Origin of the sequence: Streptomyces sp. NPDC002057, from assembly GCF_040296665.1 — a bacterium.
Taxonomy (GTDB): Bacteria; Actinomycetota; Actinomycetes; order Streptomycetales; family Streptomycetaceae; genus Streptomyces.
Genome location: NZ_JBEOXR010000014.1, coordinates 68326 through 93955 on the forward strand (window position 1 = coordinate 68326; position 25630 = coordinate 93955).

Sequence of the window (25630 nt, forward strand, 5' to 3'; positions counted from 1 at the left end):
CCTTGCCGCCCGCTCGTACCGTCGTTCATGATCTGCGCCATGCCTCCGGACCTCCGTGCGACTCCCGGCCCGGCCACGCCCCTGCCCCGCCGGGTGCGCATCGGGTACGGGCTCGGCTCGCTGTGCACCGGCACGTTCGCCACCGTGCCCGGGCTGATCCTGCTCTACTACCTGACCAACGTTCTCGCCGTCCCCGCGGCCGTCGCGGGGTTCGCGGTCTTCCTTCCGAAGGCCTGGGACGTGCTGATCAACCCGATCGTCGGAGCGCTGTCGGACCGCAGCCGACTGCGCGGCGGCCCACGGCGGCCGTTCCTGCTCGCCGGGGCGTGCACCCTCCCGCCGCTCTTCGCGCTGCTCTTCGCGGCGCCGCCACTGCGCGGCGCCGCGGCGGCCGGCTACGTGGCCGTGCTGTTCCTGCTCGCCGCCACCGCGTACGCCGTCTTCCAGGTGCCGTACGTGACGATGCCCGCCGAGATGACGGAGGACGCCGACGAGCGCGGCCGGGTCCTCGGCTGGCGCGTGGGGTTCCTCGGCGTCGCGATCCTGCTGTCCGGGGCGCTCGCCCCCGCGATCGCCCACGCCGACGGCGACACGCCGGCGAGCTACCGGCTGATGGGGATCGCCGTCGCCGCGCTGCTGGCCCTCGGCATGTTCGGCGCGTGGTTCGCGACGCGCTGGGCCCCGGAGGCGGCCCGCAGCGAGGCCGAGCCCTCGCTGCGGGCCCAGCTGGCCGTCGCCCGCGAGAACCGGTCCTTCCTCCACCTCGTGGGCATGTGGACGCTCCAGGCCCTCGCCATCGGGGTGATGCTCGCCGCCGTCCAGTACTTCGCCACGTACACACTGGGCTCCGCCACCGCCGTCACCCCGCTCTTCGCGGCCCTCATCGGACCGCTCGTCCTCGTCATGCCGCTGTGGAACCGGATCGCCCGCCGGCTCGGTGTGAAGAGGGCCCAGTGGTGCGCCTCGCTGCTGTTCCTCGCCGGGACGCTCCTGCTCTCGCTCACCCCCTTCGCCGGGCCGGCCGTCGGGTACGGCGCGGTCGTCGTCATCGGCATCGCCTACGCGGGGCTCCAGCTGCTGCCGCTGAGCATGCTGGCCGACACGCTCGCCGCCGACGTGGTCCGCACTGGCAGACGGAGGGCCGCGACCTTCACCGGCCTGTGGACCGCCGCCGAGACGCTCGCGTTCGCCCTGGGGGCGGGGGTGTTCGCGCTGGTCCTGGCCGTGACGGGATTCCGGTCCTCCGACGCGGAGCACCAGGTCGCCCAACCCGACGCGGCGCTGGCCGGCATCTCCGCGGGCATGAGCCTGCTGCCCGCGCTGCTCGCCGCCGCGAGCCTGTGGCCCCTCCACCGCTACCGCGAGGCCCCGGCCGAGGAACACACGCCTCCCCTTCCATCCGTACCCGAACAGGCCGCCCCGCAGCAGGAAGTGACGACCGACCGTGCCGACTGAACCTCTCCGTTCCCTGCCTTCCGGCCGCCCCGCCGACGAGGTCCTCGCCGAACTCGGCGCGCTGCGCGCGGCCGACGCCCCGACACGCGGCGGACGTACCTTCGCCTACGTCTACGACGCGGGCCTCGAAGGCCTCGACGAGCTGGCCGCCGCCGCGTACACCGCCTTCGCGACCGTCAACGGACTCGACCCGACCGTCTTCCCGAGCGTGGCGCGCCTGGAGAACGACGTGGTGGGCGCCGTCGCGGCGCTCCTCGGCGCGCCCGACGCCCAGGGCACCTTCACCAGCGGCGGGACGGAGAGCATCCTGCTCGCCGTCAAGACGGCCCGTGACCACGCGCGGGCCGAACGCGGAATCACCGCGCCGCAGCTCGTTCTCCCGTCGACCGCGCACGCGGCGTTCCACAAGGCCGCGCACTACCTGGGGCTGGAGACGGTCGTCGTCCCCGTCGACCCGGACACCTTCCGCGCCGACGCGACGGCGATCGCGGCCGCGATCACGGACCGCACCGCCCTGGTGGTCGCCTCGGCCCCCTCGTACGCGCACGGGGTGATCGACCCGGTGGCCCGGATCGCCGCTGCCGCCGCGGCGCGGGGCGTGCTCTGCCACGTCGACGCGTGCATCGGTGGCTGGATCCTGCCTCACCTGCGGCGTGCCGGGCGGAAGGTCGAACCCTTCGACCTGTCGGTGCCCGGGGTGACGTCGCTCTCCGTCGACCTGCACAAGTACGGGTACGCCGACAAGGGCGCCTCCGTCGTGCTGTACCGGGACGCGGCGCTGCGCCGGCACCAGTACTTCGCACACGCGGGCTGGCCCGGCTACCCGGTCGTGAACCCGACGGTGCAGGGTACGAAGCCGGGCGGTCTGCTGGCCCAGGCGTGGGCCGTCCTGCAGTACGTCGGCGACGACGGCTACACCGCTCTGGCGGGGCGGGTCGCCGAGGCATCGGACCGGCTCCTGGCGGGCCTGCGGGCGCTCCCCGGCGTACGGGTGCTGGGCGATCCGGCCGCCGGACTCGTGGCGTTCACGGTGCTCGGGGACGCACCCGGGGGCGCGAACGGGGGCGCGAGCGGGGGCACGAGCGGGGGAAGCGCCCCAACAACGGGCGGTGACCAGGGCGCGGAGGGTGACCGGGGCGTGGAGGCCGGGGCCGACCTGAGCCTGCTGCTGCACCTGGCCGACGAGATGCGCGAGCGCGGCTGGTACCTCCAGCCGCAACTGTCCTTCGACGGCCTGCCGCCCAATCTCCACCTGACGCTGACCCCGGCGACCGTGGGCCAGGTGGAAGCGCTCCTCGACGATCTCGCGGCGGCCCTGGACTCGGCGCGCGCCCTGCCGCCGGTGAGCGTCGATCCGGGCCTCGCCGAACTCGCCGCGCAGCTCGATCCGGCGACGCTCGGACCGGACGACATCGCCGGAGTGCTGGCCTTCGCGGGACTCGACGGCGACGGTGGCCTGCCCGCGCGTACGGCGCCCGTGCTGGTGCTGCTCGACGCGCTGCCGCAGCCGCTGCAGGAACGGCTCCTCGCGGAGTTCATCGGGACGATCTTCCGGATCTGACCCCGCCTCGGCTCTGCCCTCCCCCGCGCCACCGGCGAACCCCTGGTCGGCTCCTTCCGGCCGCCACGTTTCGGGAGCGCGTTCACGGATATACGGCGTTCCGTCAGGGACATCGACCTCTCCGAGAGGGACGCCGCAGCACTGACCCGCATACCGATACCGACGCGAGCCCCGAACCTTCCCGGATCGGGGCCGCGGTGTGCGTGAGCCGTTGACGAATGAGGGAGGGCCCGGATGAAGTCCACCGGGATAGGCAGGGGCGGGGCAGGGCGTCGCCCTGCGGCCATCGGGCGCGATCTGGTGCTGGCCGTGGGACTCGTGGGGATATGCGTCGGGGGCCTGGCCCTCTTCGTCAAGGCGGCCCAGGCGGCAGGAAGCCGCGGCTCGGGGGTCGCCGTCGCCGTCCTCGTGGCGCTCGGTGCCCTGGGAGTGCTCGCCGTCGTGCTGGCGGTGATCAGGAGGAGCAAGGGGTACGGCCGGGATCACGACCGCGTCCGTCCCGTCGGCGCGCCGGACGAACCGTTCCCCGCCCCGGAGGTTCCCGACCTCGGGGCCGAGGCCCTGGATCACGCGGCGGTCGACGCCGACGGCTTCGAGCACACGGTGGCCGCGCTCTGCGCGCGCGACGGCTGCACCGCCGTGGAAGTGGTCGGCGGAGCCGGCGACCTGGGCGCCGATGTGGTCGCGGTGACCGCGGACGGGCGACGCGTCGTACTCCAGTGCAAGCACTACGCGGAGGACAACCGCGTCGGCTCCCAGGATCTGCAGAGGTTCGGCGGCACCTGCTTCACCATCCACGAGGCGGACGTGGCCATCGTGGTGACCACAAGTTCCTTCACGGCGCCCGCTGTCGACTACGCCGCCACGTGCGGGATCGTCTGCGTGGACGGGGAGGCGCTGGCCGCGTGGACGGACCAGGTCGCGCCCGCCCCCTGGGACGCGCTCTCGACGGACCCGACCGTTCCCGTCCCTCTGCCCGACCCGGTCTGAGCGGCTGCGTCCGCATCGAGGAGGGGCGGGGGGCTGTCCGCGTCGTGGCGGGGCCGACGGTGAGGCCGCGCGTCAGTCCACCGGTTCGTCCACGGCCGAACCCTCGCCCTCGTCCTGAGTGGTGTCGCCCTCGCCGCGACCCTTCCGTCCGGTACCCGCCACATCGGTCTCGGGCGCGTCGCTGTCCGGCCAGTCCGGTACGGGTATCGCCAGGGGGTCCTCCCCCTCCTCCGCCTGCTGGTTCTGCGGGTCGCGGGGAAGCGGTTTCTCCGTCCGATCGAGCTCGTCCGGAGTGTTCATACGGCTCACCTTCTTATGACGGCGGTTGTTCGCGCTCTGACTACGGTTCTTCGCTGCTGGACACGGGCCGGGGGCGTCGCGCGGGGCCCGCGCCGGGCCGACCGGGAAACAGGCCCGCCCCTTGGCTGCTGACCCGTGTGCCGTGCGGCAAACCTCGGCGCCGCAGCGTGTCGGCTCCCGTCGGTCCGTACGCACAGGTCATCGGCCGCGTACGGCGTGCCTGCGCCCGCGCGCCGGCGCCACGTCACAGGTGGGGTACGTCCGGGCGATCAGGGGCGGGACTCACACGGAGTCGACATCGGCTCGACCGCGCCCGGGAACGTCACCGGGCGGTCACGCTCCGCGTGGCGCGCGCACGGCCCGCACCCCTGCCTGGTGCGGACCGCGCGCGCGGTCCGGCGGGCCCGCGACACGAGGGGGGAGAGCGGTCGCAAGCCCGGCGGCGAGAGCAGTCCCATGTGCTCTCGCCCACCGTCTGCCCCCGAACCCGCCGAGCATGCGCACCGCATCCGGAGAATGTCCTCCCCTGCGCCGTTCGGCGGACATCGAGGACATATCGTGCGGGAGGCGGGGAAGGGGATGTCGGGCAGCAGGTCACCCCATCCACCGGCGGAGGAGCTAGCACCGTGGACCGTACCGAAGCGACCGGCGTGGGCGCGGCCGCGCCCGAGAGCGGCGCGGCCGGAGAGCGGGCCTTCACGTCGACCGTCTCTCTCCAGGTCAACGGAACCACGCACACCCTCCCTCTCGACCACCGCACGACCCTCCTGGACGCCCTGCGTGAGCACCTGGACCTCACCGGAGCCAAGAAGGGCTGTGACCACGGGCAGTGCGGTGCCTGCACAGTGCTCGTGGGCGGGCGGCGGGTGAACAGCTGCCTGCTGTTCGCGGTGACGTGCGACGAGCCGGTCACCACGATCGAGGGCCTCGCCGAGGAGGGCCGTCTCCATCCCCTCCAGGAGGCGTTCGTCTCGCGGGACGCCCTCCAGTGCGGCTACTGCACTCCCGGTCAGATCTGCTCGGCCGTGGCCCTGCTGGACGAGGCGGCCGCCGGGCACCCCTCCCATGTGACACCGCCGGACGAGCCCCTGGGCCACGGCCCGGTGACCCTCACCCCGGAGGAGATCCGTGAGCGCATGAGCGGCAACATCTGCCGCTGCGGGGCCTACCCGAACATCGTGGACGCCATCGAGGAGGTCGCCCGGTGAAGCCCTTCGGATATCTGCGGGCCGAGCGCGCCGAGGAGGCGCTCGCCGCGTTCGCGGCCCACCCCCGCGCCCAGTACCTCGCCGGCGGGACCAACCTCGTCGACCTGATGAAGCTCGGGGTGGCCGACCCGCCGTTCCTCGTCGACATCAGCCGGCTGCCGCTGGACGGCGTCGACGAGACGCCCGACGGGGGCCTGCGCATCGGGGCCACCGTGCGCAACAGCGACCTGGCCGCCCACCCTCTCGTACGGACCCGTTACCCCGTGCTGTCGCAGGCGCTCCTCGCCGGCGCCTCCGCACAGCTCCGCAACACCGCCACCACCGGCGGCAACCTCTTCCAGCGCACCCGCTGCCCGTACTTCCAGGACACCTCCAAGCCGTGCAACAAGCGCGAACCGGGCACGGGCTGTCCCGCTCGCGAGGGAGTCCACCGCGACCTCGCGGTGCTCGGTCACTCCGATCGGTGCGTCGCCACGCACCCGTCGGACATGGCGGTCGCGCTCGCGTGTCTCGACGCGAGGGTGCAGGTGCTCGGAGCCGACGGCGACCGCACGGTGCCGGTCACCGAGTTCCACCGGCTGCCGGGTGACCGGCCGGAGCAGGACACCGTCGTCCGTCCCGGTGAGCTCGTCACCGGCGTGACGCTCCCACCTCCCACCGGGGCCCGCAGCGCCTACCGCAAAGCCCGTGACCGAGCCTCTTACGCCTTCGCGCTCGCCTCCGTCGCCGCCGCCGTCACCGTGGAGGACGGCGTCGTTCGCCACGCCGCCCTCGCCTTCGGCGGGCTCGCCCCCAAACCGTGGCGGGCCCGCGCGGCCGAGGCGGTGCTGCTCGGAGCGCCCGCCACGGCGGAGACGTACGAGCGGGCCGCCGACGCCGAACTCGCCGCCGCCCGGCCGCTGCGCGACAACGGCTTCAAGGTGCCGCTCGCCCGCAACCTCGCCGTCCGTGTGCTCACCGATCTCACGTCCCGTCCCTGAGGAGCTCAGGCCACCGTCATGCCCCCGACTCCCCCGCCCCAGGCCCCGCCCGTGTCCGATGCCGACGCCGTCCGTCGCGACGCCCGGCGGAAGGTGACCGGCGCGGCCCGCTACGCCGCCGAGCACACCCCGCCCGGCTGCCTCCACGCCGTGCCCGTGCCCGCCACCGTCGCGCGCGGCAGGGTCACCGCCGTCCACTCCGACGAGATCCTGCGGCGGCCCGGCGTGCACGCGGTCCTCAGCCACGAGAACGCGCCGCGCCTCGGCACGGCCGAGGACCCGACGCTGGCGCTGCTGCAGGACGAGCGTGTCCCGCACCGAGGCTGGTACGTCGCCGTCGTGGTCGCGGACACCCTGGAGAACGCGCGCGCGGGCGCCGCCGAGCTGCGGATCGAGTACGCCACCGAGGACCACGACCCGGGACCGCCCGCCGGCCATCCCCGGCTCTACACCCCCGAGGAGGCGAACGGCGGCCATCCGGCCGTGCGGGAGCGCGGGGACTTCGACGCGGCCTTCGCCTCGTCCGCCGTGACGGTCGACGCGACGTTCACCCTGTCCGCGCTGCACAACCATCCGATGGAACCGCACGCCTCCACCGCGTGGTGGGAGGACGACGAGCTGACCGTGTACGACTCCAGCCAGGGGTCGACGACCGTACGAGGCGTCCTCGCGCAGCTGTTCCGGGTGCCCGAGCACCGCGTCACGGTCGACTCCTCGTACGTCGGTGGCGGCTTCGGCTCCAAAGGCACCCCGAGGCCCCAGGTCGTGCTCGCCGCCATGGCCGCCCGGCACCTCGGACAGCCCGTCAAACTGGTCCTCCCCCGCCGCGAACTCGCCGCCGTCGTCGGCCACCGCGCCCCCACGGTCCAGCGCGTCCGCCTCGGCGCGGACGCCGACGGTGTGATCGGCGCCCTCGCCCACGAGGTCATCACCCAGACGTCCACGGTGAAGGAGTTCGTCGAGCAGGCGGCCGTACCCGCCCGCACCATGTACACCTCGCCCCACAGCCGGACGAGCCACCGGGTGGTGGCCCTGGACGTGCCCACACCCTCGTGGATGCGCGCCCCGGGCGAGGCATCCGGCATGTACGCCCTCGAATCGGCCATGGACGAGCTGGCCGTCGCCGCGGGCGTCGATCCGGTCGAACTCCGGCTGCGCAACGAGCCCGCCACCGAACCCGACAGCGGCAGACCGTTCAGCAGCAGGAACCTCGCGGAGTGCCTGCGGGAGGGCGCCCGGCTGTTCGGCTGGGCGGACCGCGATCCCCGGCCGGGGGTGCGGCGGATCGGCGACCGGCTGTCCGGCACCGGGAGTGCGGCGTCCACGTACCCGTACCTCCTCAGTCCCTCGACGGCCTCCGCGCACGCCGCACCCGACGGCAGCCACCTCGTCCGGCTCAACGCCACCGACATCGGCACCGGAGCACGGACCGTCCTCGCCCAGGTCGCCGCCGAGGCCCTCGGCGTCCCGTCGGCCTCGGTGCGCGTGGAGCTCGGCAGCAGCAGCCTTCCGGCCGCTCCGCTCGCGGGCGGTTCCTCGGGGACCTCGTCGTGGGGCTGGGCCGTCCACAAAGCCTGCGCGGCCCTGGCCGGCCTGCTGCGCACCCACTCCGGCCCGCTCCCGCCCGAGGGCCTCACCGCGCACGCGGACACCGCGGAGGAGGCCGGGCAGGACTCCCCGTACGCCCGGCACGCGTTCGGCGCGCAGTTCGCCGAGGTCGAGGTGGACACCGTGACGGGCGAGGTACGGGTCCGCCGTCTGCTCGGGGTCTTCGCGGCGGGCCGGGTGCTCAGCCCGCGTACCGCGCGCTCACAGTTCATCGGCGGCATGACGATGGGACTGGGCATGGCGCTGACCGAGGGCAGCACCCTGGACCCCGGGTTCGGGGACTTCGCGGAGCGCGACCTGGCCTCCTACCACGTGCCGTCCTGCGCCGACGTGCCGGCGATCGAGGCGCACTGGCTGGACGAGGAGGACTCCCACCTCAACCCCATGGGCAGCAAGGGGATCGGGGAGATCGGAATCGTGGGCACGGCCGCCGCGATCGCCAACGCCGTGCACCACGCGGTGGGTGTACGGCTGAGGGCGCTGCCGCTGACTCCGGACCGGCTCCTTCCGCACCTGCGCGCCTGAGCCGCCGCGCCGGATCCGGCCTCGCATCGTGCGGTGCGTCACCTCCCCCACCGAGATGGCCATGGTTGACGCACCGCCGATGTCAGTCCGTTGCACGTCTCCATGGCGTCAGAGGTCGGTGTCGATCCCGGTGACGGCGGGCGGGCCGAGCGGGGCATCGGCTTCCTTGACGCCCGCCTCCCTGAGCGCCTCGGAGACCAGCCGTGTGGCGTCCAGCTTGGCCTCGTACTGGTCCGCGGCCTGGACTTCGAGGCGGATCGCGAAGGTTCCGTCCTCGTTCAGCGTGAGCAGGTCGACGTCTTCGCTCTCGCTGATGTCCGTGTGCCGCGAGGTCAGCTTCCGTTCGAGAGTCGCACGCTCGGAGGTGGTGATGTCCGAGATGAACGTGCCGGGCACGGTGATGACGAAGGTGGTCACGACGTCTCCTCGCATGGGGCGGACTTGCTGATCGTTCTGCTTCCTCCCCATGTACCCCGATCGGCGCGGTCCATCGGAATCGCGTCGGGTTCTTCTCGCGCCGGCGGGGCGGAGCGCGGGAGAGGAGGGGCGGACCGGTCAGGTCCGCCCCTCCTCCCGTCCCGACGGCACGAGCCGGACGGTCGCGGGGATCAGCCCCGGGGGCCGACTCCGCTCACGCGACCACCGGGCCGGTCACCCCCTTCGGGACGGTCGTGCCGTCACGGCAGGGTCCACTTCTGGTTGGGGCCGGTGTGGCAGGTCCACAGGTGCACGGGCGTGCCGTCGTTCCAGGTGCCGCCCGAGGCGTCCAGGCACTTGCCGGACTGCGGGTTCCGGACCGTTCCGTCGGAGGCCTGGGGCACCCATTTCTGCGCCCCGGTGCCGTTGCACGTCCACAGCTGGATCCTCGTGCCGTCGGCACCACCCCCACCGGACACATCCAGGCACTTGCCCAGCGCCCGCAGCGAGCCGTCGTCCGCGACCGTCCACTTCTGGGCGCCGCTGCCGTTGCACGTCCACACCTGAACCTTCGTACCGTCGGCGGTCTGGGCGTTGTCGACGTCCAGACACTTGCCGTTGACGCCCTTCACCTCCCCGGTGCGCGGACCGGGCTGCTGTCCCCCGCTCTGCTTGACGCGGATGTTGCGGAAGGCGACGTCGTCGCCGTCCCCGTGGTTCTGGAGGCCGATGTGGCCCTGGCGCAGGCTCCGTGCGGGGTCGGTGTTGGTGAAGTCGTTGATCTTCCGGCCGTTCAGGAAGATCTCCAGGCGTTCGCCGGTGACCCTGAGCTCGTACGTGTTCCACTCCCCCGGCGGATTGAGCGCCGCGTCGCGTGCGGCGAGGTCGGCGGACCGGAAGCCGTAGACGGCGCCGGTGGTGCGGTCGGCCGCGTCGGTGGCGTCGATCTGGATCTCGTAGCCGTTGTTCACCGCGGACCACGGATCGTCGGAGGCGGGGAAGCCCAGGAAGACTCCGGAGTTGTCGTCCCCGGCGGCTCTCCAGTCCAGCTTGACGGAGTAGTCGCCCGTGTACTCCTTCGCGGAGTACCAGAGCATGCCCAGCCCGCCCTGCGAGGTGAGGGTGCCGTCCGCGAGAGCGAACGATCCCGGTCCGGCCTGTTTCCAGCCCGCCGTGGACGAGCCGTCGAACAGGGCGGTGTAGCCGGTCTCGGGGCGGCAGTCGGCGTCGGTCATGCCGGCGGCCCAGCGGATCCCGCCGAGGAGGTGCCGGCGGAAGGCGGTCTCGGTGTACGACTCGTCGGTGTGGCCGCCGCCGGTGTAGAAGGCCCGGCCTCCCTGGTAGTCCTTGCACCAGGCGATCGGGTGGTCGCCGGACATGTTCCCGCCCGAGTAGCTGGATTCGTCGAGCGAGGCCAGGACACGGGCGGTGGTACGCGGGTTGGTGCGGTAGTTGTACCACTCGTCGGTGCGCTGCCAGGTGGCGCCGAGGTGGGCGGTGGCGTCGTGTGCCCGGTTCTCGACCTTGACGACGGCGGGCTGGATGGCCGGATGGGAGTGGAAGAGCGCTCCGGCGAGTCCTTCGTAGAAGGGCCAGTCGTACTCGGTGTCGGCGGCGGCGTGGATGCCGACGTACCCGCCGCCGCCCTGTACGTACTGTTCGAACGCGGTCTGCTGGGCGGCGTTGAGCACGTCGCCGGTCGTCGACAGGAAGACGACCGCCTTGTACTGGGCGAGGTTGCCGGTGGTGAAGGCCGCGCCGTCCTCGGTGGCGTCGACGGTGAAGCTGTTGGCCGTGCCCAGGCCGCGCAGAGCCGCGAGGCCGTCGTCGATCGAGGAGTGCCGGAAGCCGGCCGTCTTGGAGAAGACCAGGATCTTGTACGCCGGGTCCGCGGCCGCGCGGGGGGCGGTGACCGTGGCGGCGGGCTGGTCCGTCACGACGGTCGGGGGTGCGGCGAGGGCCGCGGCCTGCGGGGAGAGCGTGAGCGCGGCGACGGCGAAGAGGCCGAGAATCGCTCTGAGGTGGGTGCGCATGGGTGTCGCCTCCTTTCTACGGCAGGGTCCACTTCTGGTTGGGGCCGGTGTGGCAGGTCCACAGGTGCACGGGCGTGCCGTCGTTCCAGGTACCGCCCGAGGCGTCCAGGCACTTGCCGGACTGGGGGCTCCGGACCGTGCCGTCGGCCGTCTGCGGCGCCCACTTCTGCGCGCCCGTGCCGTTGCACGTCCACAGCCGGATCGCGGTGCCGTCCGCCGTACCGCCGCCGGCGACGTCGAGGCACTTGCCCAGGGCTCCCAGCGAGCCGTCGGCGGCGACGGTCCACTTCTGGGCGGCGCTGCCGTTGCAGGTCCAGAGCTGGACCTTCGTGCCGTCCGCGACGGCGCCCCCGTCCACGTCGAGGCACTTCCCGTTGGCGCCCTTCACCTCGCCCGTACGGGTGGCCCCGCCGGAGGTGGTGAAGGAGAACTCGTCCACGTCGAAGAGCGAACCGCCGCCGCCCTTGAAGACGAGGTGGAGCGAGGTGGAGCCGGCGGGCTGGCCGGTGAGCGGGGCCGTGACGTCCTGGAAGGTCTCCCAGCCGCCGGTGACGGGGACGGTCGCGGTGCCGAGGAGGGTGCCGGTCGGGGATCCGGCGCGCACCTCGATCGTGCCGCCCGTTCCCGCGGAGGAGACCCGTGCGGTGAACGTGCCGGTGTTCTGCAGGGCGTAGGGCGTGAAGGCGATCCAGTCGCCGTTCTCGATGTAGCCGACGGTCTTTCCTCCGTGGGCGGGGGTGTGGGAGACGACCTGGACCCCCGAGGACGCCGAGTAGTGCTCGGCCTGCCGGTGGCTGGGCTGGACGACGTGCTGGTCGTGCGCGGTGAGCGCGGGCTGTCCGTTGGCGCCCTTGTCCGTGTACTCGGCGTCGACGACGCCGAAGATGTTGGCGTTGGGGTCGTGCTCACCGTCCGCGAGCGTCTGCAGGGTGCCGGTGCATCCGGTGGCGGAGGTCTGCGGGTGTCCGTGGCTGTCGTGGCCGACGATGAAGGTGACCTTCACCTTGGAGCAGTCGATCGTGCCGTCCTCGGGGTCGGTGACGGTCACCTTGAACGGTATCGCCGCGCCGAAGTCGTAGATGCTGCCGTCGAGGGGCAGGTCCAGCCGCACTGTGGGCGCGGTGTTCCCGACCGTGATCTGCACCGAGGCCGTCGCGGACCTGCCGGTGGTGTCGGTGGTCCTGAGCGTGGCCGTGTACTGGCCGTTGGCGACGTACGTGTGGGAGGGGTTGGCCGCGGTCGAGGTGGAGCCGTCGCCGAAGGTCCAGGCGTAGCTGAGGGCGTCGCCGTCGGCGTCGGAGCTTCCCGCCGACGAGAACGTGACGGCCAGGGGCGCCCTGCCCGAGGTGATGTTCGCCTTGGCCTGGGCCACCGGGGCGTGGCCGCCCGTCACGTGCTCGACGCGGTAGAGCGCGGAGTTGGCGTCGCCGTTGAAGTAGCCGGTGCCGTAGTCGAGGACGTAGAGGGCGCCGTCGGGCCCGAAGGCCATGTCCATCACCTGGGTGCCGCTCCAGGGGAAGGGGTTGATCGTCTGCACCGTGCCGTCGCCGGCCGTCTCGACGCGCTTGATCCAGCGGCGCCCGAACTCGCCGGCGAAGAAGTCCCCGTCGTACTCCTGCGGGAACTTCACGTCGGAGGTGGAGGCGGCGTCGTAGCGGTACACCGGGCCCGCCATGGGTGACTCGGAACCGCCGCCGAACTCGGGAACCGAACCGCCGTTGTACGGGAGCCAGGCGGCCTGGGCGGGCGGCAGATCGGTGAGGCCGGTGTTGCGGGGCGAGGTGTTCCTGGGCGCGGCGCAGTTGAACGTGGCTCCGGAGGTGCCGGTGGCGAAGTCGTAGTCGGTGTAGGCGTCGTTCCCGCCGGTGCAGTAGGGCCAGCCGAAGTTGCCGGCCCGGGTGATCCGGTTGAACTCGACCTGGCCCTCCGGTCCTCGTCCGGGGTTGGCGGTCCCGGAGTCGGGACCGTAGTCACCGAGGTGGACGATGCCGGTGGCCTTGTCGACGCTCATCCTGAAGGGGTTGCGGAAGCCCATCGCGTAGATCTCGGGGCGGGTCCTGGCGGTGCCCGGCGGGAAGAGGTTGCCGCTGGGGATCGCGTAGGAGCCGTCGGCGTTAACCTTGATGCGCAGGACCTTGCCCCGCAGGTCGTTGGTGTTTCCGGCCGAGCGCTGGGCGTCGTAGGCCGGGTTGCGGGAGGCCCGCTCGTCGATCGGGGTGAAGCCGTCCGAGGCGAAGGGGTTGCTGTCGTCGCCGGTGGACAGGTACAGGTTGCCCGCGGCGTCGAAGTCGATGTCGCCGCCGACGTGGCAGCAGATGCCGCGGGAGGCGGGCACGTCGAGGATCTTCTTCTCGCTGCCCAGGTCCAGGGTGCCGTCCGTCCTCAGGACGAACCTGGACAGCCGGTTCACCCCGTCGAACGGCGTGAAGGCGCCTGCCGGTCCGTCCGCGGGGGCGTCACCGCCCGGGGTGGTGAGCTTGGGCGCGTAGTAGAGGTAGACGTGCCGGTTCGAGGAGAAGCCCGGATCGGCGGCGACGCCCTGGAGGCCTTCCTCGTCGTGGCTGTAGACGTCGACCTTGCCGGCCACGGTGGTGGTGCCGGCGGCGTTCGTCAGACGGAGGGTGCCGTCACGCGAGGTGTGCAGGACCGAGCGGTCGGGCAGCACCGCCAGCGTCATGGGTTCGCCGGTCTCGGCCACCCCTTTGGCAAGCGTCACCTGCTGGAACTCCGGCGCGGCCGCGGCTGCGGCACCGCTGTCCCGGTGCGCCTGCGGCGCGGCCGCGGCCGCGACGGGGCCGTCCTGGTGGCTCGTCGTGGCGGTGGCCGGGGACACCGGCAGGAGACAGCCGACGGCGCATGCCGCGGCGGTCAAGAGGACGCGGACGCGTCTGTGTCTGAGCGTTTTCGTGCGCACAGAGGTCTCCCGAAGTGGGGTGGGATGGCGGCAGCCGAGGGGGACTGCCAGGTAGCCATCGACGCGCGCCGTCGCGTCGCGGGGGCCGGGCACGGAGCTCTGTGACCGGTTCGTTTCAAGGAAGCTAGCGGGCTTTGTCGGAGGGCGTAACCCTGCGCGCGCAACTTCTCACTACTTTCTCCCTACACGGGACAAAGTAGGTGCACGCTCCCAACAGGCCAAGCTCATATGGGCAGTTGAGACGCCGTGCCCTCACACACGCCCCTCGGCCACCACCTCACCCGCGATCCCGGCGCGGGCGGGACGGCTCACGAGGCCGGAACTTTTCGCGCGCCGAGGACAAAGCATGGACGGTGACGGAAGAAGTCCCTACTGTGACCGAGCGACGGCGCGGGCCCGCCCCTGGCCCCGTCCTCACTCACCTCCGTGTCCGGAGCGACGGCGCGCCCCGGCAGCGGTGGATTCCCGCTCACCCGATCGAGCCCCTCCCCCGTGAGGGGCCGTCAGGAGGTCACGTGCGTCCACGGCTGTACCCCCGTCACCCGGCCGGACGTCTGGTCGGCACACTCGTCACGTCGTTGCTCGCCCTCGGTCTGTCGGCCGCCCCCGCCCCCGCCGACGGCCCGGCCACCGCGGCACTCCCTCCGCAGGAGCCCGGAGTCACGCTCCGCGTCTTCGACGTGCAGGTTCCACTCGGTGACCTGTGCACCCTGAAGGCCGGCCAGACCCCCAACATCGACAAGCTGATGCCGGTGGTCGACTGGTCCACGGCCGGGGACTTCGGGCTGGAGACCCACTTCGTCACCCAGGTGATCGGCAATCTCGGCGCCCCGCAGGCGGGTGCCTACACGTTCCGCCTCACCAGCGACGACGGCTCCCGCCTCTGGATCGACGACCAGCTGGTGATCGACCACGGCGGTCTCCACGGGGCCGAGCCGAAGGACGCGACGGTCGACCTGACGGCCGGGCCCCATGCCCTGCGCATCGAGCACTTCGAGCGTGACGGCGGTCAGCGGCTGACGCTGGCGTGGAAGCCTCCCGGCGCATCCGGCTTCGCCGTCGTCCCCACCACGGCCCTGAGCACGGACGCCGACGTCGTCCGCGTGACCGCGCCGGGCCGCAAGGAGTGCGAGGCCGGCACCGACTCCCCCGGCGACGGCCTGCCGCTGACCGGGGTCCATCCCGACTACACCCTCACCGACCTGCGTCCGGACGGCTTCGAACCGCAGGTCTCCGCGATGGACTGGCTGCCGGACGGCCGACTCGCCGTGACCACCTGGGGCGGCAGCAACAACAGCGTGGGCGAGGTGTACCTGCTGTCCCACGTCACGGGCAGCACAGGCCCGGACAAGGTCACCTACAAGAAGGTGGCCTCGGGCCTCAAGGAGCCCATGGGCGTCAAGTACGTCGACGGCAAGCTCTACGTCTCGCAGAAACACGAACTGACCGAACTCAACGACACCAACGGCGACGAGGTCACCGACCAGTACCGGACCGTGGCGACCTGGCCCTTCGGCGGCAACTTCCACGAGTTCGCCTTCGGCCTGCTCCACAAGGACGGGTTCTTCTACCTCAACCTCTCGGTCGCCATCAACTACGGCGGCGCGACCACGAATCCGCAGCCGGCGGCGAACCGAGGGACCACCATCAAGGTGAACAAGCAGACCGGTGCGGTCTCGTACGTGGCCGGAGGGCTGCGCACCCCGAACGGCATCGGGTGGGGACCGGAAGGGGAGCTCTTCGCCACCGACAACCAGGGCGGCTGGCTGCCGTCGTCGAAGCTGGTGCACATCAAACAGGGCAGGTTCTTCCACCACTACACCAACCCGGCCGGGCCCTTCGACTCCCAGCCCGTGACGAAGCCGGTGCTCTGGCTGCCGCAGAACGAGATCGCCAACTCCCCGAGCACCCCCCTCCAGCTGACCGAAGGCCCCTTCGCCGGGCAGATGCTGTTCGGCGACGTGACCTACGGCGGCATCCAGCGCGGATTCCTGGAGAAGGTCGGCGGCGAGTACCAGGGCGCGGTCTTCCGCCTCACCCAGGGCCTCGAAGCGGGTGTGACCCGCATCAGCGTCGGCCCCGACGGCGCGCTGTACGCCGGAGGGCTGGGCGCCGGCGGCAACTGGGGCCAGGAGGGCAAGCTCGCCTTCGGCCTGCAGAAGCTGACGCCGAACGGTTCCCGGGCCTTCGACATCCGCGCCATGCGCGCCGTGCCGGGCGGTTTCGCCCTGGAGTACACCCAGCCCCTGTCGACGGAGACGGCGAACGACCTGGCGAAGCACTACAAGATCGAGCAGTGGCGCTACGCACCGACCGCGGACTACGGCGGCCCGAAGCTCGACGAGGAGACCCTCACCGCGCAGTCGGCCTCGCTCTCCGCCGACCGCAGGACGGTCACCCTGACGATCCCGGGGCTCAAGGCCGACCGCGTGGTCCATGTCCGCTCGCCCCGCCCCTTCAGTTCGGCGACCGGGGAGCCCCTGTGGAGCACGGAGGCCTGGTACACGCTCAACCGTCTCCCCGGTGGGGTGTCCGGGCCGGGTGAGGTGAGGGGCGTCCGCAACAAGTGCCTGGACGTCGACAACGCCCAGACCGCCGACGGCACGAAGATCCAGCTGTGGACCTGCAACGGCACCGGCGCCCAGCAGTGGACCGTGCCCGGCGACGGCACGGTGAAGGTGCTCGGCAAGTGCCTGGACGTCTCCAACAGCGGCTCGGCGGACGGTACGAAGGTCCAGCTGTGGACCTGCAACGGGTCGGCCGCGCAGAAGTGGGCGGCCCAGGCCTCCGACGGCACCCTCCGGAACCCGCAGTCGGGCAAGTGTCTGGACGCCTCGGGCGGTACCTGGAACGACGGCACTGCCGTCCACCTGTGGACCTGCCACACCGGCCCCAACCAGAAATGGATCCTGCCGTGACGTAGCGTGCGCCCCGATCGGAGTACGGGGCGTGGCCGGAGGGTCGTCCACCCGTGCCGCGCTCGGTCTCCGCCTCTCCTCGCGGCTCGGCCCTGACGGGTCGAGCCGCTCGGGGTCAGAGCGCCGGCGGGTCGGTGTCGCAGGTGGCGCGACGCCGGCCGATGGTGACCAGCGCGTCCCAGAGGGCATCGGCCTCCCCGCGGCGAATCTCGTGGATCGCCCCGTCGAGCGGTTCGGCGCCCGGGCCGAGCGGTCGGTCCGACTCGTCGGCGTCCCGGCGCAGGACGATGCCGGTGGGCGGATCCAGGGCGCGCAGATCCCGTACGAGACGGTAGCGGGCGAGCTCGGCCTCGGGGTGCGGCAGATGGCGGGTGATCACCGCGATGTCGGGCAGCAGGACGCGCGCCTGGGCCAGGGCGATCCGGGGCTCGAAGGCATGGGCGACGATGCGGAAGTGCGGGCTGGAGTGGACGCGGGCGCGCACCGATTCCAGCTCGGCGCCCTCGGGCAGGCCTGCTATCAGCACGGTCATCATTGGACCCATTGTCCCTCCATCGCTCCGCACGTGCCCGTGGCGCTGCCGGACCGAGGCCTGGCGCGGAGCCCCTCGGGGCGGACCCGTCAGGGCGGGGCGCCGGGCGGGCGGATCTCGCGCAGCCGGTCCAGACGGCGGATGACCGGTGTGGCGCTCGCGCCGTGGAGCAGCACGGACAGGGCCACCGTGGTGGCGGTGAGGGCCCACAGATCGCGGGCCTGTCCGTCGAATCCGTGGTGGCCGAGCGCGTACGCGAGGTAGAAGAGGGAGCCGATGCCGCGCAGCCCGAAGACCGCGGTGACCACCCGTTCCCGGGGGCCGGTGACGAAGCCGAGCTGGGCGACCCATCCCGTCAACGGGCGGATGACGACGAGGAGCGCCACGGCGAGCAGGACCATCTCCCAGGTCAGCGCCGCGAGTCCGTCGGTGACGAGGTAGTGGCCGAGGAGGAAGAGCAGTCCGGCCGTCAGGACGCGTTCGATCTGCTCGGTGAATCCGTGCAGCACCTTGTGGTAGCCGTGGCCGCGTTCCGCGGCCCGTACGGCGCAGGCGGTGACGAAGACGGCGACGAAGCCGTAGCCGTGGGCGAGTTCGGCGAGACCGTAGGAGAGGAACGTCGCGGCGAGTGCGACAAAGCCCTCCATGTGCTCGGACAGCCTGAGTGAGGATGACCCGGCCCGGAAGAACATCCATCCGAGGAGTCGGCCGAGGGCGAGGCCGACAGCGACGCCGATCGCCGCCTTCGCCAGGAGGTCGACGCCGAACCAGCGTCCCCAGTCCGCCTCCGCCCAGACGCCGCCGGCCGCGGCGAGCGCGAGGGCGGCGAGGACGAAGGGGAAGGCGAGCCCGTCGTTGAGTCCGGCCTCGGCGGTCAGGGTGAAGCGGACCTCGTCCTCGTCGTTCTCGTCGTCGGTCGGCTCCCCCACCCGTACCTCCGCCGCGAGAACCGGGTCGGTCGGGGCGAGCAGTGCGCCGACCAGCAGCGCGGTGGCCCAGGGCCAGTCGAAGAGCACCCAGATGAGGACGGTCGTCGCGAGGACCGTCAAGGGCAGGGTGATGCCGATCAGCCGCCCGGGCCCGGCCCAGGCGCGCAGCCCGAAGGGCCGGTTCAGAGCGAGGCCGGCGCCCATGAGGGAGACGATCACGCAGACCTCGGTGATGTGCTCGACCCAGACCCGGTCCGCCACAGGGTCCAGCTCGGGCAGCGGGAGGGGCAGCAGCCCCGCCACCGCACCGGCGGCCAGGAACACGATGGGCATCGACAGGGGCCTTCCGCGGACGAGCCGGGGCAGGACCGCCGCGGCGAGCGCGCCGAGGCCCAGGATCGTGAAGACGCTGCCGGTGGAGGACACGCACTGCGCCCTTTCGCTCGCGGAAGAGTCGGTCACCGGATGACGTGGAGGTCGGTGACCGGGTCACGGAAGGGTCAGGGTCCGGGCGTCAGCACCACCTTGACCATGCCGTCCCGCTTGGCCTGGAAGTCCTCGTACGCCCGGGGCGCCTCTTCGAGCGGCAGGACGTGCGTCGCGAAACCGTCGACCCCCAGGGGGTCGCTGTCGTCGAGCAGCGGGAGGATGTCGTCCACCCAGCGCCGTACGTTGGCCTGGCCCATCCTGAGCTGGACCTGCTTGTCGAAGAGGCTGCGCATGGGAACGGGGTCGACGGCGCCGCCGTAGACCCCGATCACACTGACGGTGCCGCCCCGGCGCACCACGTCGACCGCCGTGTCGAACGCGCTCATGCTGTCCACGCCCACCTTGGTCATCAGCCTCTTGCCCAGGGCGTCGGGCAGCAGTCCCGTGACCCGCTGGGCGGCCTTGGTGACGGGAGCGCCGTGGGCCTCCATGCCGACGGCATCGATGACGGCGTCCGTGCCGCGGCCACCGGTGAGGTCCCGAATCCGGTCAGCGAGCCCGTCGCCGAGCTCGGTGAGGTCGAGCGTGCGGACACCGCGCTCCCGGGCGCGGGAGAGCCGTTCGGGGACGAGATCCACGCCGATGACCTCACCCGCGCCCCGGTGGAGCGCCACCCGGGCGGCCATGTCACCGATGGGGCCGAGCCCGAGGACGGTCACGGTCCCTCCGGGCGGGATCTCGGCGTAGGCGACGGCCTGCCAGGCGGTCGGCAGGACGTCGGAGAGGTAGAGGTACCGCTGGTCGGGGGCGTCGTCCGGCACCTTGATCGGCAGGGTGTCGCCGAAGGGCACCCGCAGGAACTCGGCCTGGCCGCCGGGGACCTGTCCGTAGAGCTTGGTGTAGCCGAAGAGGGACGCACCCATGCCGTACTCCGTGACCTGGGTGGTCTCGCACTGTGACTGGAGCCCCTGGCCGCACATCCAGCACGTGCCGCAGGAGATGTTGAACGGCACCACCACCCGGTCGCCCGGTGCGAGGGTGCGGACGCCGGGGCCGACCTCCTCCACGATGCCCATGGCCTCGTGCCCGAGGATGTCGCCGGCGTCGAGGAACGGGCCGAAGAGTTCGTACAAGTGCAGGTCGGAGCCGCAGATGCCGGTCGAGGTGACGCGGACGACCACGTCCGTGGGGTCGACGATCACCGGATCGGGCACGGTGTCCACCCGCACGTCACGCTGTCCCTGCCAGGTCAAGGCCCTCATGTCCTCACCTCACGCTCGTCGTCGCTTCCGTTCCCGCCCGGCCGCCCTCGACAGGCTCTTCACGCCGCGCCTGCCCGGACCCGGCCGTCCCATGCGCTTCTCGTACCTCACCCGTTGACGATCTTGCGCACGTTCTCCACGCTGCCGCACTCCGCCGCCAGCTGCTTCGCGCGCTCCTCGCGGAACGCGGCGGCCAGCTCGGCCCGACGGTCGTCGGGAACGTTCTCCCTGGCACCGTTGAGGATCGTCCGTTCCTCCTCGTCGATGTGGTGGGAGACCGCCTTCACCAGCTCCTCCAGCCGCGAGTCCCAGGTGTCGGAGCCCACCTCCTCGACCTCCAGCAGGGCGAGGAGTGCCTCGTTCCCCTCCGCGTGTTCCTCCGTGCCGTGCTCGACCTCCTCGTTGTCGATGTCCCGGAAGCGCTTGAGGGCGCCGTAGACCTCGGACTCCTCCGCCTCGCCGTGCGCCACGAGCAGCGCCGAGAACTCCTTGAGCGCGGCGGCGCGGTCCGACTCGACGCTGCGCATGCGACGGAACAGGTCCTCCATGGTGCGGTGATCCTTGAGGATGACCGCGACGACGTCCTGCTCTTCCTTGCTGCTGCCGGTGCTCACCATCGTGCTCCTCGCTCGCTGTCGACGGTCGGCCTTCACTACGAAGGCGCCGTGGTCCGTCGGCCGTCGGCCGTCGGCTTCGATCGGCGGGTACCCCTGCCTCGTCGGGACAACCGTGCCCACTCCCGGCAGGTGGCCGCACCGCGCCGATCGGCCGCGTCACCTGGTCCTCCCTCTCGCGGCGCCGGCGGCCGAGAATTCCCTGATGCCGGACAGGCCCCGTCACGGGGCCGGGACGAGGGACGCACCGCCGAACGGCCCCGCACCTCACCCGTTCGGGCATCTCCACCTGCTGTCGGAGGATCCCGATGACAGGGTCGGGTGATTGATGCCCGTTCCCCCGGGGACGGGCGGAATGCGGCCTCGTTCCCGCGCACAAGCCCACGGTCGTCAGTCGACGGTCGGCGGATTCGAGCGGCGTGTCGTCGGTGCTCAGGAGACGAGCGGCGTGTCATGACCTTCGCGGAGGTGGACGATGAGCTTTCCCCTGCCAGACAGTGTCGACGCTCTCAAGGACATGATCGGCCGCGAGATCACCGCCCTGCGCGCGGCCGTCCGACGGAACACGGAGCGCCCGCTCAACGGATCAGGGGGTACGGAGCTGTCGTCGCCGCTGCGGTCGCTGGCCGTACTCCCGCCGTCGGCGGAGACGGACGGCGCCTCACCGTGCCTGTGCGGCGGTCACGAGCCGGGCGGCAGCGGTGTCTGCTCGGTGCTCGCCGCGATCCCGGCCTCGGCCGTGCTGCTCGAACCCGTCCAGGACGACGCGGGTGCCGTCCTGGACTTCCGGATCGTCGCCGGCAACCGCGTCCGGTCCGCGGACTGGCTGGAGGCTCCGGACCACCAGGTCGGCCAGCGGCTCCTGGAGGCGCGACCGGGCGCGGCGCACTCGGGACTGCTGGCGGCGCTGGCGGATGTCATGGCCACCGGCAAGCCCCTGGACGGGCTGGTGGTGGACTACACGGAGCAGCGGCTCGGCCGGATCCACCGGGCGCCGCTGCTGTACTCCGCGGCCCGGTGCGGTGGACAGGTGCTGGTCACGTGGCAGCCCGTACAGAGCCAGGCGGAGCTCCTGACGATCGACGCGCAGTTCCTGGCGTCGATGGGCTGGGGAAACTGGGATCTGCTCTCCGGGAAGGTGACCTGGTCGGAGGGGCTCAGCCGGATCTTCCACGCCGACGTGCGCATGCCGTGGTCGCTGGAGCAGCTGTGCGACGCGCTGCTGCCGGACGATCTGACGGCGCTCTCGGAGTTCCTCAGCTCGGTGCTGGCGGGTGAGGAGCCCGCCTGGACCCGAATCCGCTTCCTCGTGCTCGGCGAGCTCCGTACGCTCGACCTGCTGGGGCGCCCGGTCACCGGGACGGACGGCAGAGCCTGGGCGGTCAACCTGGTGGCCCGGGATCTCACGCCGCAGATCCGCAGTCGGCGACGGCTGGCCGAGACGGAGCGGGAGACGGACCGTCTGCGGCGGCGGACGGAGGCGGAACGGAGGGTCGCGGACGCGTTGCGCGAGGCGCTCCTTCCCACGCACTCGGAGGCGCTCGCGGCGGTCGGGCTGACGGTGGCGGCCTCCTACCGGCCGGCCGAGCCCGACGCGGCGGTGGGTGGTGACTGGTACAAGTGCCGACTGCTGCCGGACGGCCGGGTCCTGGTGGCGATCGGGGACGCGTCGGGCCACGGCCTGGACGCCGTCGCACGGATGGCCCAGCAGAGGCACGCGCTCGCCGGACTCGCGCAGACGGGTGCGTCGGCCGGCGAGATCACGACCTGGATGAACGAACTGGTGTGCAGCGACCCGACGGGGCACACGGCCACCGCGGTGATCGGTCACCTCGACGAGGACAAGGTCCTGCACTGGGCCGACGCCGGCCACCCCGCTCCCCTGCTGCTGCGCGACGGCCGGGCCGGGCCGCTGGGGACGGAGCAGCGCGGCCCGCTCCTCGGCGCGCTGCCGGGGTACGCGTACGAGACCTCGTCGACGCGACTGCGGTCGGGCGATCTGCTCGTGCTCTACACCGACGGGATGGTCGAGCGCCGGGGCGAGGACGTGACCGAGGGGATCGCGCGGATGGCGCACGCGGTGGAGGCCGCCGCGTCGATGGAGCCGCGGACGCTGATCGACGCGCTGCTGGCCGACCCCGACGTCGCGGGCCACGAGGACGACGCGTGCGTGCTGGGAATCAGGGTGGACTGAACGAGCGACGCCGAGGTCCCGGCCGGTCCCTTCTCGGAGTTCACCTGCCGAACATGAGGAGGAGGGGTTGCCGAGTACGCCGCGCATGTCGGGTAGGCGGGCCTTCGATCAGGATTCTCCGCACAGTCCGCCCGAGGAGAACTCTCGTGAGCATGGTGAAGGAATCTGCGGATCTGAAGCGGTTCAAGGACTTGATCGAGGAACACGGGCAGGAGACCGGCGGGTGGCGCGGCCGGATCACTCCGGGACAGGCGGACGCGGCCACGGGTCCCACCGTGCAGGCAGGCCGTCCGACGGACAGGTGAGCGGCGGTTCCCGGAGGCACGGAGCCCCGCCAGACACGGCGTACAGGGCCTGACGGGGCTCCGGCGTGCCGGGCTGGAGACGTCAGGAGAAGGTGTCCTGAGGTGCGACCACGGTGAAGCGCGCCCCATCGGGATCGGCGAGGTCGACCCATCGGCTCGTCGTGGACGTGCCCACGGGGGCGACAGCCCCGCCTCCCAGCCTCTTCGTGGCCGCGAGGGCCTCCTCCAGGTCCGGTACGGGGAAGTGGACGTGCCAGCGGGGGCGGATCTCGGGGTCCGGCGCCTCGTCGCCCGCACCGCCGCTGATGCGCGCGACAGTGGCGTGGCCGTGGCGCAGGACGACCTGGTCGTGCTCGTACGAAGCCACACAGCAGCCGGACCCCTCCCCCGCCCAGCCGAGAACCTCCCCGTAGAAGGCCGAGGCTTCGAAGGCCTCGCGCGTGTGCAGCTCCAGCCGGGCCGGGGCACTACCGCGCCCCACCGACCAGTCCGGGACGACGGCCCCCTCCCAGAACCCGAAGACCGCTCCCGCCGGATCGGCGGCCAGCCCGGCGCGGCCCGTACCGAAAGCGAGGGGCCCCACGGCCATGGTCGCGCCGCGTTCACAGATCCGTGCGGCGGTGACATCGGCGTCCGCGACGGCGAAGTACGGCGTCCACGCCACCGGCATGTCGAGGCGCTCGGCGAGCGCGCCGATTCCCGCGACGGGCACGCCCTCGTGGAGAGCGACCGAGAACGCGTCCCCGAGGCGGCCGGCCCGGAATTCCCAGCCGAGGACACCGGCGTAGAAGTACTGCGCGGCAGCCAGGTCCCGGGCCATCAGACTGACCCAGCACGGAGCGCCCGCGATCTCATGGCTCGATGTAGACACGGCCGTCACCCTCGGATCACTCATGCGGGACGGGACACTTCCACCGTAAACCCGACAGAAGGGTCGGGCCGCGAGGCGGGCACCCTGCCGGACGACGACGGGACAGCCGCGAACTCGACAGGCGAAACGTCCACATCCGTCCTAGATTGACATCGTCACTGATTCCCCACCCAAGAAGGACAGGTCATGGCTGACAAGGGCCGCACTGACAAGGTCAAGGGCAAGGCGAAGGAAACGGTCGGCAAGGTGACCGGCGACGACCGGATGAAGGCCGAGGGGAAGATGGACCAGGCCAAGGGCAAGGCGAAGGAAGCCATGTCCGACGCCAAGGACTCCCTCCGCGACAGGCGCGACGAACGCTGATCCCTCCGCTGCACGAAGGGCCCGCTCCCCAGGGAGCGGGCCTTTCAGCCGCTCCGGGCCCTGCGAACCGCGCACTCACAGCGATTCACACCGCACCGGCCGTCCGGAACCGCGGACCGGCCCCTCGGGCAGAGCCCGCCGAGGGCCCGGCCGACCGGCAAGGGCGAGGGGGCCTGGACTCCGGCCCCGAGGTGGACGCCGCCGAATCAGGAGGCGGAGCGGACGTCCCGACGTGACGTGACTCGCGGATGCGGCGTCGAGGGAAGCCCGGGGCTCAGGCCAGGACAGGGACCAGGCGCCGAGTCCCGTTCCAGGCCCGAGGCAGGCCTAGGTCTCGGGCCAGGACGGGAACCAGACGCCGAGTCCCGTTCCAGGCCCTGGAGGGGGCGGGAGACGGCACCGCACCCCCGGCCCCCGTTCGGGTCACGGTCACGTCCACCCCCGGCCACCGATCACTCGTCACGGTGGACCCTCGCCGCGCCGCCCCCCAGCGCCCGGCCTAGTCCGGAAGCGTGGCCACCATGCACCCCCGCCACACGATGATCCTCGTCCTCGCCTCGCTCCTCACCAGCGCCTGCGTGGCCGTCCCCCACGCTCCCCTGCCAGCCGCCCCCGCCCGTCCCGCAGGGCTCGCCCCTGCCGCGGACCGCCCGCCGGCCCCGCTCCCGACGTGGCCGCAGCCCACCCAGGCCGCCCCGCGCGAGGAACTCGCCGGCACCGCCCCGCACCTCGCCCCACCGGCCGCTCGCGCCACGCCGGCCGCGGACCGCAGAGCGGAGAGGGCGGACACGGGGCAAGCCCCGACGCGCCGAGCGGCGCCCAGCAGGCGCCCGAGCCTCCCGGCGAAGGGTCCCAGGAAGCCAAGGAAGCAGCCGTCCCCCAGGAAGGCGAACAAGAGCACGAAGCCCCAGCCCCACGCACCGAGGCGTGGGCCGTCGGCTGGACAGACACCGGACATGCGTCAGCTCTGCCGACAGGCGCAGACCATGGACACCCCCATGGGCGCCGCCGACCTCTGCCGCAGCGTGTACGGCCGCTGACGACGGGGTGAGCGCCCAGATCAGCACGGCCGAGCGCATGGTGCGGCCGGGTCCGCAAGGAACTGCGAGCGACCGCGCCAGGCCACCTCATGGGGAAACGCGGTGAATGAATCGGGAATCGCAAAGGGGCAGTTTCCGGCGCTGGACTGCTGCCACGATGGGTAGGGGCATCACACAGTGCG

Annotated in this window: 19 protein-coding genes; 10 read left to right on the forward strand and 9 right to left on the reverse strand. The window is 72.2% G+C overall.

Annotated elements, in window-relative coordinates; genetic code table 11:
• Window positions 1-39: 39 nt before the first annotated feature.
• From ABT129_RS14335 to ABT129_RS14345, 3 genes are all read left to right on the forward strand, one after another.
• Window positions 40-1455, forward strand: coding sequence for an MFS transporter (locus ABT129_RS14335; RefSeq protein ID WP_351900606.1), 1416 nt, complete (start codon window positions 40-42; stop codon window positions 1453-1455).
• The gene (locus ABT129_RS14340; RefSeq protein ID WP_351900607.1) at window positions 1445-3016 is read left to right on the forward strand and encodes a pyridoxal phosphate-dependent decarboxylase family protein; all 1572 of its coding nucleotides are present in this window, start codon (window positions 1445-1447) and stop codon (window positions 3014-3016) included. The genes ABT129_RS14335 and ABT129_RS14340 overlap by 11 nt, the downstream gene beginning before the upstream one ends.
• Window positions 3017-3250: 234 nt before the next feature.
• Window positions 3251-4006 carry a restriction endonuclease gene (locus tag ABT129_RS14345; RefSeq protein ID WP_351900609.1) on the forward strand — a complete coding sequence of 252 codons (756 nt, stop codon included), beginning with the start codon at window positions 3251-3253 and terminating at the stop codon, window positions 4004-4006.
• A gap of 72 nt (window positions 4007-4078) precedes the next feature.
• Here ABT129_RS14345 and ABT129_RS14350 read toward each other — a convergent pair whose 3' ends face one another.
• A complete protein-coding gene (locus ABT129_RS14350; RefSeq protein ID WP_351900610.1) occupies window positions 4079-4306 on the reverse strand; it encodes a hypothetical protein in 228 nt (75 codons plus the stop codon).
• A gap of 650 nt (window positions 4307-4956) precedes the next feature.
• Between ABT129_RS14350 and ABT129_RS14355 the strand changes: the two genes are divergently transcribed.
• From ABT129_RS14355 to ABT129_RS14365, 3 genes are read left to right on the forward strand one after another with little or no spacing between them, the layout of a single operon-like run.
• Entirely contained in the window at window positions 4957-5514 is a 558-nt protein-coding gene (locus ABT129_RS14355; protein WP_351900694.1) for a 2Fe-2S iron-sulfur cluster-binding protein, read from the forward strand.
• Window positions 5511-6494, forward strand: a complete 984-nt coding sequence (locus tag ABT129_RS14360) for an FAD binding domain-containing protein (protein ID WP_351900611.1) — start codon at window positions 5511-5513, stop codon at window positions 6492-6494. The genes ABT129_RS14355 and ABT129_RS14360 overlap by 4 nt, the downstream gene beginning before the upstream one ends.
• Before the next feature lie 18 nt (window positions 6495-6512).
• Entirely contained in the window at window positions 6513-8627 is a 2115-nt protein-coding gene (locus ABT129_RS14365) for a xanthine dehydrogenase family protein molybdopterin-binding subunit (RefSeq protein WP_351900613.1), read from the forward strand.
• Between the two features lie 108 nt (window positions 8628-8735).
• On the opposite strand, the gene ABT129_RS14370 is transcribed toward ABT129_RS14365, so the two are convergent.
• From ABT129_RS14370 to ABT129_RS14380, 3 genes are all read right to left on the reverse strand, one after another.
• Window positions 8736-9044 (reverse strand): hypothetical protein, encoded by a 309-nt coding sequence (locus ABT129_RS14370; RefSeq protein ID WP_351900614.1) that lies wholly within the window; start codon window positions 9042-9044, stop codon window positions 8736-8738.
• 260 nt (window positions 9045-9304) lie between these two features.
• Window positions 9305-11077, reverse strand: coding sequence for a lectin (locus ABT129_RS14375; protein WP_351900616.1), 1773 nt, complete (start codon window positions 11075-11077; stop codon window positions 9305-9307).
• A gap of 16 nt (window positions 11078-11093) precedes the next feature.
• The gene (locus ABT129_RS14380; protein WP_351900617.1) at window positions 11094-13991 is read right to left on the reverse strand and encodes a lectin; all 2898 of its coding nucleotides are present in this window, start codon (window positions 13989-13991) and stop codon (window positions 11094-11096) included.
• A gap of 515 nt (window positions 13992-14506) precedes the next feature.
• Here ABT129_RS14380 and ABT129_RS14385 point away from each other — a divergent pair.
• Entirely contained in the window at window positions 14507-16909 is a 2403-nt protein-coding gene (locus ABT129_RS14385; RefSeq protein WP_351900618.1) for a ricin-type beta-trefoil lectin domain protein, read from the forward strand.
• A 115-nt stretch (window positions 16910-17024) separates the two neighbouring features.
• On the opposite strand, the gene ABT129_RS14390 is transcribed toward ABT129_RS14385, so the two are convergent.
• The 4 genes from ABT129_RS14390 to ABT129_RS14405 form a co-directional block, all read right to left on the reverse strand.
• Window positions 17025-17444 carry a hypothetical protein gene (locus ABT129_RS14390; protein ID WP_351900620.1) on the reverse strand — a complete coding sequence of 140 codons (420 nt, stop codon included), beginning with the start codon at window positions 17442-17444 and terminating at the stop codon, window positions 17025-17027.
• 86 nt (window positions 17445-17530) lie between these two features.
• Window positions 17531-18796 (reverse strand): cation:proton antiporter, encoded by a 1266-nt coding sequence (locus ABT129_RS14395; RefSeq protein WP_351900621.1) that lies wholly within the window; start codon window positions 18794-18796, stop codon window positions 17531-17533.
• A 74-nt stretch (window positions 18797-18870) separates the two neighbouring features.
• On the reverse strand, window positions 18871-20061 hold the full coding sequence (locus ABT129_RS14400) for a zinc-dependent alcohol dehydrogenase (RefSeq protein ID WP_351900622.1): 1191 nt from the start codon (window positions 20059-20061) through the stop codon (window positions 18871-18873).
• 107 nt (window positions 20062-20168) lie between these two features.
• Window positions 20169-20675, reverse strand: coding sequence for a hemerythrin domain-containing protein (locus ABT129_RS14405; protein ID WP_351900623.1), 507 nt, complete (start codon window positions 20673-20675; stop codon window positions 20169-20171).
• 475 nt (window positions 20676-21150) lie between these two features.
• On the opposite strand from ABT129_RS14405, the gene ABT129_RS14410 reads away from it, so the two are divergent.
• Together ABT129_RS14410 and ABT129_RS14415 are read left to right on the forward strand one after the other, a co-directional pair.
• The gene (locus tag ABT129_RS14410) at window positions 21151-22869 is read left to right on the forward strand and encodes a PP2C family protein-serine/threonine phosphatase (protein ID WP_351900625.1); all 1719 of its coding nucleotides are present in this window, start codon (window positions 21151-21153) and stop codon (window positions 22867-22869) included.
• Between the two features lie 152 nt (window positions 22870-23021).
• Window positions 23022-23174, forward strand: coding sequence for a hypothetical protein (locus tag ABT129_RS14415; protein WP_351900626.1), 153 nt, complete (start codon window positions 23022-23024; stop codon window positions 23172-23174).
• An 82-nt stretch (window positions 23175-23256) separates the two neighbouring features.
• Here ABT129_RS14415 and ABT129_RS14420 read toward each other — a convergent pair whose 3' ends face one another.
• Window positions 23257-23994, reverse strand: coding sequence for a VOC family protein (locus tag ABT129_RS14420; protein ID WP_351900696.1), 738 nt, complete (start codon window positions 23992-23994; stop codon window positions 23257-23259).
• 237 nt (window positions 23995-24231) lie between these two features.
• Between ABT129_RS14420 and ABT129_RS14425 the strand changes: the two genes are divergently transcribed.
• Window positions 24232-24408, forward strand: a complete 177-nt coding sequence (locus ABT129_RS14425; protein WP_351900628.1) for a CsbD family protein — start codon at window positions 24232-24234, stop codon at window positions 24406-24408.
• Window positions 24409-25630: the final 1222 nt, after the last annotated feature.